Raw genomic sequence first — 12524 nt, 5'->3', positions numbered from 1 at the left:
GGCCGTGCCGGACACTGGGGGGATGACGAGCGGCGGGGGTACGACGATGAGCGACGGCGGGACGAGGAGCGGCGCGGCCGGGCAGCCCCGGGCGACCTTCGACCGCTGGGGCCCCTGGATGCTGCTGGCCGCCGGTGTCCTGGCGGCGGCCCTGTCCTCCCGGCTGACCGGGATGCACCGGTCCGCGACGGTCGTCGCCGCCGCCCTCGTGCCCGCGGCCGTCGCCCTCCAGCTGTACTGGGGCACGGTGCGGCGCACCCGGCCGGGCGCGAGCCGGACCGGGGTCTGCCTCTATCTGCTGCGCTGGGCCATCGCCTTCGTGCTGACCTGGGCCAACCCGTTCTTCGCCTTCTACGCCGTCACCGGCTACTACACGGCGGCCCGGGAGCTGCCGCGCCGCTGGGTGATGCCGGGTCTCTTCCTGACCGCCGTCACCATGGCCGGCAGCGAGATCGGCGGCTGGCCGCCGCACGGGCCGGTCCTGTGGGTCGGCTATTTCCTCGTCCTGGCCGTCAACATGGGCCTGGTGAGCGCCTTCACCCGGTACGCCGAGCAGGAGCAGACCCACGCCCTCGTGCAGGCCGAGACCATCGCCGAACTGGAGCGCACCAACACCGCGTTGCAGCAGGCGCTGGACGAGAACGCCGCGCTGCACGCCCAACTCCTGCTCCAGGCGCGGGAGGCGGGCGTCGCCGACGAGCGGCGCCGGCTGGCCGCCGAGATCCACGACACCCTCGCCCAGGGCCTGACCGGCATCATCGCCCAGCTCCAGGTCGTGGCGAACGCCCCCGATCTGGCCACCGCCCGCACCCATCTGGACCGCGCCAGTGCCCTCGCCCGGCACAGCCTCGGGGAGGCCCGCCGCTCGGTGCACAATCTCGCGCCGGTCGCGCTGGCCGCCGACGGGCTGCCGGAGGCGCTGAAGAAGACGGTCGGAGAGTGGGCCGAACGCACCGGTGTGCGGGCGGACTTCACCGTCACCGGCACCGCCGAGCAGCTGCACGACGAGGTCGCGGCGACCCTGCTGCGCATCGCCCAGGAGGCGCTGTCCAACGCGGCCCGGCACGCGCGCGCGTCCCGCGTCGGCGTCACCCTGTCCTTCATGGGCGACGAGGTGAGCCTCGACATCCGCGACGACGGCACCGGTTTCGATCCGGCCGCCGTACCGGCCCGCACCAGGGCCGGGGGGTTCGGGCTGGCCGGCATGCGAGCCCGCGCGGAACGCATCGCGGGCGCCCTCACCGTGGAGTCCGAACCGGGGCACGGCACGGCGGTGTCGGTTCGCGTACCGTTGGTGGGCGATGACCGTTGAGCCCTCCATCTCCCTGCTGATCGTCGACGACCACCCGGTGGTCCGGGACGGTCTGCGCGGCATGTTCGCGTCCACGCCCGGCTTCACCGTCCTCGGCGAGGCCGCGAACGGGGTGGAGGCGGTCGACCGGGCCGCGGCCCTGGACCCGGACGTCATCCTGATGGACCTGCGCATGCCCGGCGGCTCCGGGGTGGACGCCATCCGCGAGCTGACCCGCCGCGGCGCCCGCGCCAAGGTGCTGGTCCTCACCACCTACGACACCGACTCCGACACCCTTCCGGCGATCGAGGCGGGTGCGACCGGCTACCTCCTCAAGGACGCCCCGCGCGAGGAACTCTGCACCGCGGTGCGGGCCGCCGCCGAGGGCCGTACGGTCCTCTCCCCCGCGGTCGCCTCCCGGCTGGTGCACGCGGTCCGCGCGCCCCGCTCACCCGGCAACGAGCCGCTGTCGGCCCGCGAGCGCGAGGTCCTCGCCCTGGTCGCCAGGGGCACCTCCAACCGCGAGATCGCCCGCGAGCTGTTCATCAGCGAGGCCACGGTGAAGACCCATCTCACCCACCTGTACGCCAAACTGGGCGTCAGCGACCGCGCGGCCGCGGTGGCGGTGGCGTACGACCGGGGCATCCTGGGCTGACCGCCCGCTGGGCCGGTGCGGGGGCGTGTGCGGCGCGCGGGCCCACCGGGGTGACCGGCGCCGCCCGATTCGTCCTCCGGGTCAGCCCCGGCGCAGCCGTGCCGCCGGACCCGGGCGCCAGAGCCAGGCGCGGTCGCGGGTACGGCCCACGATGTCGGGGCTGTGGAAGGCGGCCACCCCGGCCATCACCGGCCACAGCAGGAACGCCACCGCGATCTCCGCGTAGCCGCCGTCGCTCGCCGCGCCCAGCAGCAGGAGTACGGCGGGGAAGAGCAGCCCGACGAGCAGCGCGCCCGCGAGGACCAGGCCCGCGGTGCCGCGCAGCAGCCGGGCGACGAGGGTCAGTACGCCGGCGAGGACCAGTCCGGTCAGCGCGCCGATGAGCAGGGTGCCGCCGACGAGCAGGCCGGCGGCGCGCAGGTCGGAGGCGGCGAGCGCGGTGTCCCCGCCGCGGAGGAACTCGACCGCGGCGACCACCAGGCACAGGGCCGCCCACGGCAGCGCCGGAACGCCCGCCACGAGCAGGCCCACGCGCACCGCGCGCCCCAGTGTTCCCCGCCCGTTCATCGCGCCCCCCGTGTCCGGCGCCCCGCGCGCCGGGACCACCCTAGGGGACGCCCGGAAATGGCCACCGGGCAAGCGGTCCGCATAGCGGACATGAACATCCGGTCAACGAACCATTTCCGGCCAAGTTCGTGACGCGGTCCTGACAGCCACCGTGATCCCCTGCCACTCTTCCCGAGCCGCCTCACAGCAACCCCACAGCTTCACCCGCTCTGCACGGCGGCTGTGCACCTGGTTCCGCGCAACGCCCCGCTCTGCCCGGACGCATCGACCCACCGTCCGGTCTCCCCTGGCCGCGCGACCCGCGGTCACGCAGAAGGAGTCAGTGTTGAGAAGCAACGCCTCTCGCGGACGCACCTCCCACACCCCGCACCGCACCACCTCCCACCTCTCCCACCGCCGTACCGCGACCGTCGCACTCGCCGGTGTCGCCGCGCTGATCGCCGCCGCCGTCCAGTCCGGCGCCGCCAGCGCCGCCCCGGCGAACCCGCGGGCCGGCCAGGTGGATCCGGCCCACGCGGCGGTACGGCTCAGCCCCTCGCAGCGCGCCGAGCTGATCCGGCACGCGGACGCCGCGAAGGCCGCGACGGCCCGCGCGATCGGCCTCGGCGCCCAGGAGAAGCTGGTCGTCAAGGACGTGGTGAAGGACGCCGACGGCACTCTGCACACCCGCTACGAGCGGACGTACGCGGGCCTGCCGGTGCTCGGCGGCGATCTGATCGTGGACACGAACAGGGCCGGCAAGACCATGGAGGTCGTCAAGGCCTCACCCGCCGACCTGAAGGGCACCAGCCTCACCCCGGCGGTCTCCCGGACGGCCGCCGCGCAGCAGGCCGTACGGCGGGCCAGGGCGCTCGGCGGCGACAAGCCCGCCACGGACAGCGTCCGCAAGGTGCTCTGGGCGGCGAGCGGCAAGCCCGTGCTCGCCTACGAGACGGTCGTCGGCGGCTTCCAGGACGACGGCACCCCGAGCCGGCTGCACGTGATCACCGACGCCACCAGCGGCCGGAGGCTCTTCGAGTACCAGGCCGTGCGGACCGGCATCGGCAACACCCAGTACAGCGGGCAGGTCACCTTGACCACGACCCAGTCCGGTTCGTCGTACTCGCTCACCGACGGCGCGCGGGGCGGCCACAAGACGTACAACCTGAACCACGGCAGCAGCGGCACCGGCACGCTGTTCTCGCAGTCGAACGACACCTGGGGCAACGGCACCACCTCCAACGCCGCCACCGCGGGCGCCGACGCGCACTACGGCGCCGCGGTCACCTGGGACTTCTACAAGAACACCTTCGGCCGCAGCGGCATCAAGAACAACGGCGTCGGCGCCTACTCCCGCGTCCACTACGGCAACGCGTACGTCAACGCCTTCTGGGACGACAGCTGCTTCTGCATGACCTACGGCGACGGCTCGGGCAACACCCACCCGCTGACCGCCCTCGACGTGGCCGGCCACGAGATGAGCCACGGCGTCACCTCCAACACCGCCGGCCTGAACTACAGCGGGGAGTCCGGCGGCCTGAACGAGGCCACCAGCGACATCATGGGCACCGGCGTGGAGTTCTACGCCAAGAACTCCTCCGACCCCGGTGACTACCTCATCGGCGAGAAGATCGACATCAACGGCGACGGCAGCCCACTGCGCTACATGGACAAGCCCAGCAAGGACGGCTCGTCCAAGGACAGCTGGTACTCGGGCATCGGCGGGATCGACGTGCACTACTCCTCCGGCCCGGCGAACCACTTCTTCTACCTGCTCAGCGAGGGCAGCGGCGCCAAGGTCATCGGCGGCGTGAGCTACAACTCGCCCACCGCCGACGGGCTTCCGGTGACCGGAATAGGCCGGGACAAGGCGCTTCAGATCTGGTATCGGGCGCTCACCACCAAGTTCACCTCCACGACCAACTACGCGGGCGCCCGCACCGGCACCCTCGCGGCGGCCGGGGAGCTGTACGGCACCTCCAGCGCCGAGTACAAGGCGGTGCAGGACGCCTGGGCGGGCGTCGGGGTCGGCTCGCGCTCCGGTGGCGGCACCGGCGGCGGGACGTCGTACGAGAACACCTCGCCGGTGGCGGTGCCCGACAACGGGCCCGCGGTCACGTCGTCCATCACCGTCTCCGGCAGGAGCGGAAACGCGCCGGGCAACCTCCAGGTCAGCGTCGACATCACGCACACCTACCGGGGTGACCTGGTGATCGACCTGATCGGCCCGTCGGGCACCGCGTACCGGCTGAAGGACTTCAGCTCCTCGGACTCGGCGGCCGACGTGAACGAGACCTACACGGTCAACGCCGCCGCCGAACCGGCCAACGGAACCTGGAAACTGCGGGTGCAGGATCAGGCCACCTACGACAGCGGCACCCTCAACGGCTGGAAGCTGACGTTCCCCTAAAGCACACCCCGGAGAGCCTGTAACTGGGCGCCGCCCGAGGCACGGAGCAGCTCGGGGGGTACCCGGTTCACACGGCCGCAACATTCACCTGAACGTCGATTTCCAGCCAACATCACTTCAGGGTCCTGACATGTACGCGCCCTTGATGTCACTCTCTCTCCACCCGCCGCAGCAGCACCGCAACTTCACAACCCCACACTGCCGGTCCAGTGACCCCACGCTGACCGGACTCCCCACGAGAAGGAGCTTTGAGTGAGCCCCCTCTACGCGCGTCACAAGCGCACCACTCTGGCCATCGCCACCGCTGTCGCCGCCGGAGCCCTGCTCTCCACCGGTGTGACCACCACCGCCTCCGCCCAGCCCACGGCCAAGCCGCTGGCCGGCGCCCCGGCCGCGGTCTCCGTCGCCGCCCACGCCTCCCTGATCCAGCAGGCCCAGGCCGGCGCCGCCGAGACGGCGCGGAAGATAGGCCTCGGCGCCAAGGAGAAGCTGATCGTCAAGGACGTCGTCAAGGACGTCGACGGCACGGTCCACACGCGCTACGAGCGCACCTACGCGGGCCTGCCCGTGCTCGGCGGCGACCTGGTGGTGCACACCGCCAAGTCCGGCAAGACCAAGGGCATCACCAAGGCGAACAAGTCGGCCATCAAGGTCGCCTCGCTCACGCCGCAGATCAGCGCCGCGAAGGCCGAGAAGCAGGCGGTGTCCGCCGCCAGAACCCTCGGCTCCGCCAAGTCCACCGCGGACGGCGCCCGCAAGGTGATCTGGGCCGGCTCCGGCAAGCCCGTCCTCGCCTACGAGACGATCGTCGGCGGCCTCCAGGACGACGGCACCCCGAACCAGCTGCACGTCATCACCGACGCGGCCACCGGCAAGAAGCTCTTCGAGTACCAGGGCATCGAGAACGCCACCGGCACCGGCAAGACCCTGTACTCCGGCACCGTCAGCCTCACCACCACGCAGGCGAGCGGGACGTACAACCTGACCGACGCCACGCGCGGCGGCCACAAGACCTACAACCTGGCCCGCAAGACGTCCGGCAAGGGCACGCTGGTCAGCAGCTCGACCAACTCCTTCGGCACCGGCACCGCCTCCACCTCCTCCTCCGACCAGACCGCGGCCGCCGACGCCGCCTACGGCGCGCAGGAGACCTGGGACTTCTACAAGTCCACGTTCGGCCGCAGCGGCATCAAGAACGACGGTGTCGGCGCCTACTCCCGCGTCCACTACGGCAGCAGCTACGTCAACGCCTTCTGGGACGACAGCTGCTTCTGCATGACCTACGGCGACGGCTCGGGCAACGCCGACCCGCTGACCTCGCTGGACGTGGCCGGCCACGAGATGAGCCACGGCGTCACCTCCAACACCGCGGGCCTCGACTACTCGGGCGAGTCCGGCGGCCTGAACGAGGCGACCTCCGACATCTTCGGCACCGGCGTGGAGTTCTTCGCCAACAACGCCAAGGACCCCGGTGACTACCTCATCGGCGAGAAGATCAACATCAACGGCGACGGCACCCCGCTGCGCTACATGGACAAGCCCAGCAAGGACGGCGGCTCGGCGGACTACTGGTCCTCCTCCGTCGGCAACCTGGACGTCCACTACTCGTCCGGTGTCGCGAACCACTTCTTCTACCTCCTCTCGGAGGGCAGCGGTTCGAAGACGGTCAACGGAGTGTCGTACAACTCCCCGACCTACAACGGCTCCACGGTCACCGGCATCGGCCGCGCCAAGGCGCTTCAGATCTGGTACAAGGCGCTGACCGAGTACATGACCTCCACGACCGACTACTCGGACGCCCGCGCGGCGACCCTGAGCGCGGCGGCGGACCTGTACGGCTCCGGCAGCACCGAGTACAACGCGGTCGCGGCGGCCTGGACCGGCGTCAACGTGAAGTAGTGAGCGGCTAGTTGCTCCAGGGCGGTACCCGGAAGAAGAGCCTTCCGGGTACCGCCCTACCCTTGTGACCCATGTCCTCGGCGCCTTTCACCTACGAGCCGGTCGGTGCGACCCGCGACGACCTGACCCACTGCCCGCCCGGCTTCCACCCGATGCTCGTCCGCACCCGCCTCGGCGAGGGCACCGAGCTCTTCCGCCGGGCCGCCGAGGCGGTCCTCACCTGGGAGATGCACCGCGCCATGGGCGTCGGCATCGACGCCACCGCCGACCGCGCGGCCCCCGGCGTCGACGTCACCGTCACCCTGGCCGGCCTCATAAAAGCTCCCTGCCGCATCATATGGACCGCCGAGGAACCCCGCCGCGCGGGCTGGGCCTACGGCACCCTCGAAGGCCACCCCGAATGCGGCGAGGAGGCCTTCCTGGTCGAACGCACCGGCGACGGTACGGTCTGGCTGACGATCGCGGCCTTCAGCAAGGCCGCCAAGTGGTACGCCCGTGCGGGCGGCCCGGCGACCCGCACCCTCCAGCACGCGTATGCGCGGCGGTGCGGGGTGGTCCTCAAGCGCCTGTGCGCGGGGTCGGAGTCGGAGGCCTGAGCGCCCTGTCCCCGGTGTGACGGTTGCTGACGCTCGGAACTGGAGAGAGAGTTGACGGCCGGCCATCTGCTTGACGTGGCAATGCCAGAATCTCGATCATGAGCGACCGTCGGCACGAGCAGCCCGAGACACCTCAAGAGGCCCCGTCAGCAGAGCCCGTTGACGCCCCGGAGCCGGTGGACGCCCCGGAGCCGACCGACACGCGCGACGCGGGCACCGAGCAGGGTGCCGATGCCCCGGAGCCGACGGGCGCGGAGGAAGCCGACAGCGCACCGGAGGAGACCGCCGCCCCGGAGCCGGGAGTCGAACAGACCGGCGCCGAGGCTCCGGAGCCGACGGAGGCGGAGGAAGCCGAGGCTCCGGAGCCGGAGGCCGAGCATCCCGGCGCCGAGGCTCCCGAACCGGCGGACGCAGAAGAACCCGGCGCTGCGGAGCCGGAGGCCGGACAGACCGACGCCGATGACGCCCCGGAACCCGCGAACGCAGCGGACGCAGACTCCGAAACCGGCCCCGAAGACGCCTCCGACACCGGCACCGAGCATGAACACGAGGCTCCGGAACCCTCAGGCGCGGAGGAAGCCGACAGCGCACCGGAGGAGACCGACGCCCCGGAACCGGAAGCCGAGCAACCCGACGCCGACGCTCCCGAACCGACGGAGGCGGAGGAAGCCGAAGCTCCGGAACCGGAAGCCGAACAGACCGACACGGACGCTCCCGAACCGACGGACGCAGAAGAACCCGAGGCTCCGGAACCGGAAGCCGAACAGACCGACGGCGATGACGCCCCGGAACCCGCGAACGCAGCGGACGCAGACTCCGAGACAGGCCCCGAAGACGCGCCCGACACGGGCACCGAGCATGAAGACGAAGCTCCGGAACCGGCGTCTCCCGAGGGCGCAGAGGGCTCGGAGGACCCGGAGGACCCGGAGGACCCGGAGGACCCGGAGGACCCGGAGGACCCGGAGGACCCGGAGGACCCGGAGGACCCGGAGGACCCGGAGGACCTGGAGGACTCGGAGGGCCTGGAGGACTCGGAGGGCCTGGAGGACTCGGAGGGCCTGGAGGACTCGGAGGGCCTGGAGGACTCGGAGGGCCTGGAGGACTCGGACGCGAAAACTCCCCGGGACCAGGTCTCCGAGGACCCGCACGAGCCCTCCCGCCCCGACGCATCACGGTGCAGCGAAGGCACCGACCCCGTCGACCTCGCCACCGGCAAGATGTACCTGCCGCAGACGGACGTCACCCTCCCCGGCGCGCTGCCCCTCGCCCTGACCCGGCGCGTGGAATCGGGCTACCACCTGGGCCGCTGGTTCGGCCCCTCCTGGTCCTCGACGCTGGACCAGCGCCTGGAGATAGACGCCGAGGGCGTCATCCACGTCACGGAGGACGGCCTCCTCCTGTCCTACCCCCACCCGGCCCCAGGCCTGCCCACGCTCCCGGCCCACGGCCCCCGCCGCCCCCTGGACCGCGTGGCCGGCGGCTACACCATCACCGACCCGGAAACCCTCCGCACCTGGCACTTCGCCGACCGGGGCGACAGCCTGGCCGTCCTTCAACAGATGGACGACCGCAACGGCAACCGCCTCACCTTCGAGTACGACGCGGAGGGCACCCCCCTCGCCGTCCACACCAGCGCCGGCCAGGGCGTCCGCATCACCACGGACTCCGGCCGCATCACGGCGTACCACCTGTCCGCCACCGGCGAGGAGCTGAAACGCTTCCGCTACACGGACGGCAACCTCACCGAGGTCATCAACTCCTCCAACCTCCCCCTCCGCTTCACCTACGACGACCGGGGCCGCGTCACCTCCTGGACGGACACCAACGACCGCAGCTACACCTACGCGTACGACGACCAGGACCGCTGCATCGCCGAGGGCGGCTCGGCCGGTCACATGGCCCTGCGCCTGACCTACACCGACCCGGACCCGGCGACAGGCCTGCGCACCACAACGGCGACGACGGGCGCGGGCCACACCCGCAGCTACCTCGTCGACGCGGCCTGGCAGGTGGTGGCGGAGACCGACGCGCTGGGCGCGACCACGCGCTACGTCCGCGACCGCCACAACCGCCTCCTCTCCACCACCGACCCGCTCGGCCACACGACGGCCTTCCACTACGACGACGAGGGCAACCTCACCTCGGTCGTCCGCCCGGACGGCCGCGAGGCGAGGGCGGAGTACAACGCGCTCGGCCTCCCGGTGAAGCTGGTCAACCCCGACGGCACGGTCATCCGCCAGACCTACGACGACCGGGGCAACCGCACATCGGTCACGGACCCGTCGGGCGGGACCACCCGATTCACCTACAACGAGTCCGGCCACCTGATATCGGTCACGGACCCCCTGGGCCACACGACCACGGTCGTCTGCGACCGCGCAGGCCTGCCCTTGCGCGTGACGGACCCCCTGGGAGCGGTGACCGCCTACGAGCGGGACGCCCAGGGCCGCCCGATCACGATCACGGACCCGACGGGCGCCCGAACCCGTCTGGAATGGTCGGTCGAAGGCCACCTGACCCGCCGTACGGCCCCCGACGGTACGACGGAGACCTGGACCTACGACGGCGAGGGCAACTGCACCACCCACACGGACCCCCTGGGCGGCGTCTCGCACTTCGAGTACACCCACTTCGACCTGCTGACCGCCCGCACGGGCCCGGACGGCGTCCGCTACGAGTTCACCCACGACGCCGAACTCCGCCTCACAAAGGTCACCAACCCGCAGGGCCTGACCTGGGAGTACACCTACGACCCGGCGGGCCGCCTGCTCGCGGAGACGGACTTCGACGACCGCACACTCACCTACGCCTACGACGCGGCCGGCCGCCTGGTCAGCAGACGGAACGCCCTCGGCCGGACGACGTCGTACGAACGCGACGCCCTCGGCCAGATCCTCCGCAAGCACACGGCGGACGGAACCACCACCTACTCCTACGACCTCACCGACCAACTCGCCCAGGCGACCGGCCCCGACGGCACGACCCTGACCCTCCTGCGCGACCACCTCGGCCGCCTGCGCTCGGAGACGGTCGACGGCCGCACGGTGACCTACACCTACGACAGTCTGGGCCGCCGCACGGGCCGCACGACGCCGACGGGCGCGGTCACCACCTGGTCGTACGACGCGGCGGGCCGCCGCACCGGCATGGTGGCCTCGGGCCGCTCGATCGACTTCACCTACGACGCGTCAGGCCGCGAACTGACCCGCCAGATCGCCGGCACGGTCACCCTGGACCACACCTTCGACCCCATGGGCCGCCTGACCACCCAGTCGGTGACCGGCACCGCAGGCCGCACGATCCAGCACCGCACCTACACCTACCGAGCCGACGGCAACATCATCGGCATCCAGGACCAGCTCAACGGCGCCCGCCACTTCGACCTGGACACCACAGGCCGGGTAACGGCGGTCCACGCGGCGAACTGGACGGAACGCTACGCCTACGACGAGGCAGGCAACCAGACCTATGCCTCCTGGCCGGCAAACCACCCTGGTGGCGAGGCCACCGGCACCCGCTCCTATGCGGGCACCCGCATCACCCGAGCCGGCAACGTCCGCTACGAACACGACGCGCTGGGCCGCATCACCCTGCGCCAGAAGACCCGCCTGTCCCGCAAGCCGGACACCTGGCGCTACGAGTGGGACACCGAAGACCGCCTGACCTCGGTGATCACCCCCGACGGCACCCTCTGGCGCTACACCTACGACCCCCTGGGCCGCCGCACGGCGAAACTCCGCATGTCGCAGGACGGCGAGACGGTCCTGGAGCGGGTGGAGTTCACCTGGGACGGCACAACCCTCTGCGAACAGACCACAACCTCGGGGGATTACCCCAACCCGGTCACCCTCACCTGGGACCACCAGGGCCTACGCCCCCTCTCCCAAACGGAACGCATCACCACCCCCCAGTCGGAGATCGACTCCCGCTTCTTCGCCGTCATCACCGACCTGGTCGGCACCCCGAGCGAACTGGTGGACGAACAGGGCAACATAGCCTGGCGCACCAGAAGCACCCTCTGGGGCACAACGGCCTGGACAACAAACAGCACGACCTACACCCCCCTACGCTTCCCAGGCCAATACTTCGACCCCGAAACCGGCCTCCACTACAACTACTTCCGCCACTACGACCCGGAAACGGCCCGCTACCTCACCCCGGACCCACTGGGGCTAGCGCCTGCACCCAACCCAGCCACATATGTGAGGAACCCGCATGTGCGGGTTGACTACCTCGGGTTGGCTCCGTGTCCAAGTGAGACGGGGACGAGGGGCCGCACTCGCGGCCGTTCCGACGAAGCATCAAGACTTGGCCTCGGCGAAGTGATCCCGGGCGGACGGGCAGACGGTGAACTAGCCTTCTCGGGACACGGAAGCTGGGATCCATCGAACGGCTTCTTTACCGTTCCAGAAGGAAGCTCCATAACCTTCTACAGCCCCCACGGAACTGGTCTTGATAACCGGGCGGCACTAGACGTCGAGCAGGGCATCAACTGGAGTCCGGTCGAAACCTTCCAAGAAGGTGCCCTCATACCAAACTACACCCTCAGTCCAGCTCCAGAACTACCTAGAATGAGCGAGTCCATCGATGTAGTAGGAGACATGAATTTGAGCGACCTCCTGTATCCTCACATGGGACCTACGCATTGGGCCGCATGTCGTAACGGACCTTCGATTTGGGATCACTGATGACATACTACAGAGACCTATCTCCGTACGAGTACTGGAAGACTGTATGGCCACCTAATCCGCCCGAGAACGCGGAAAGGATCCTCAACGTCGGATGGCTAGGCGGTGGCAGGGATTTCCCTACAGGGAATTGTCCGGCAGGGTTTGTCGACCACCTCATCGACAGAGCCAGCAACCCAGCAAACCTCACACGGGGTGTACACCATTGCGAATTCTGTGATCGGCGATCCCCCCTACAGGTAACGAATACGAAATCAGGAAAGACCGCCCATCTCGGAAATGGAGAAATCATCGTCGCGACAGTCAGTAAAAAAATTTACGCGGCCCCCACATTGATCATTCACTATGTAATCGATCACGGATATATGCCACCGATTGAGTTCATAGAGGCGGTGATGAACTGAGTCGATTATCCTTCTCGGAGTTCTCGCCAAAACCT

General features: G+C 70.0%; 8 protein-coding genes. 7 read left to right on the top strand and 1 reads right to left on the bottom strand.

Going from position 1 to position 12524, the window contains the following annotated elements; translation table 11 throughout:
- Positions 1-22: 22 nt before the first annotated feature.
- Together ACZ5CZ_RS00675 and ACZ5CZ_RS00670 are read left to right on the top strand one after the other, a co-directional pair.
- Positions 23-1312, top strand: a complete 1290-nt coding sequence (locus ACZ5CZ_RS00675; RefSeq protein ID WP_468937976.1) for a sensor histidine kinase — start codon at positions 23-25, stop codon at positions 1310-1312.
- Entirely contained in the window at positions 1302-1946 is a 645-nt protein-coding gene (locus tag ACZ5CZ_RS00670; protein WP_385839862.1) for a response regulator, read from the top strand. Before ACZ5CZ_RS00675 ends, ACZ5CZ_RS00670 begins: the two co-directional genes overlap by 11 nt.
- Before the next feature lie 81 nt (positions 1947-2027).
- On the opposite strand, the gene ACZ5CZ_RS00665 is transcribed toward ACZ5CZ_RS00670, so the two are convergent.
- Positions 2028-2513 (bottom strand): hypothetical protein, encoded by a 486-nt coding sequence (locus tag ACZ5CZ_RS00665; protein ID WP_468937973.1) that lies wholly within the window; start codon positions 2511-2513, stop codon positions 2028-2030.
- Between the two features lie 325 nt (positions 2514-2838).
- On the opposite strand from ACZ5CZ_RS00665, the gene ACZ5CZ_RS00660 reads away from it, so the two are divergent.
- The 5 genes from ACZ5CZ_RS00660 (at position 2839) to ACZ5CZ_RS00640 (ending at position 12489) form a co-directional block, all read left to right on the top strand.
- Positions 2839-4902, top strand: a complete 2064-nt coding sequence (locus ACZ5CZ_RS00660) for a M4 family metallopeptidase (RefSeq protein WP_468937971.1) — start codon at positions 2839-2841, stop codon at positions 4900-4902.
- Between the two features lie 252 nt (positions 4903-5154).
- Positions 5155-6801 carry a M4 family metallopeptidase gene (locus tag ACZ5CZ_RS00655; protein WP_468937969.1) on the top strand — a complete coding sequence of 549 codons (1647 nt, stop codon included), beginning with the start codon at positions 5155-5157 and terminating at the stop codon, positions 6799-6801.
- 71 nt (positions 6802-6872) lie between these two features.
- Positions 6873-7397, top strand: coding sequence for a DUF1990 domain-containing protein (locus ACZ5CZ_RS00650; RefSeq protein WP_468937967.1), 525 nt, complete (start codon positions 6873-6875; stop codon positions 7395-7397).
- A 98-nt stretch (positions 7398-7495) separates the two neighbouring features.
- The gene (locus tag ACZ5CZ_RS00645; protein WP_468937966.1) at positions 7496-12085 is read left to right on the top strand and encodes a putative adhesin; all 4590 of its coding nucleotides are present in this window, start codon (positions 7496-7498) and stop codon (positions 12083-12085) included.
- Complete coding sequence (locus tag ACZ5CZ_RS00640; protein ID WP_468937964.1) at positions 12085-12489, top strand: DUF7919 family protein; 405 nt, start codon at positions 12085-12087, stop codon at positions 12487-12489. The genes ACZ5CZ_RS00645 and ACZ5CZ_RS00640 overlap by 1 nt, the downstream gene beginning before the upstream one ends.
- Positions 12490-12524: the final 35 nt, after the last annotated feature.

The organism is Streptomyces sp. NPDC031418 (assembly GCF_055581605.1).
This window is presented reverse-complemented; position numbering and strand designations above follow the sequence as displayed.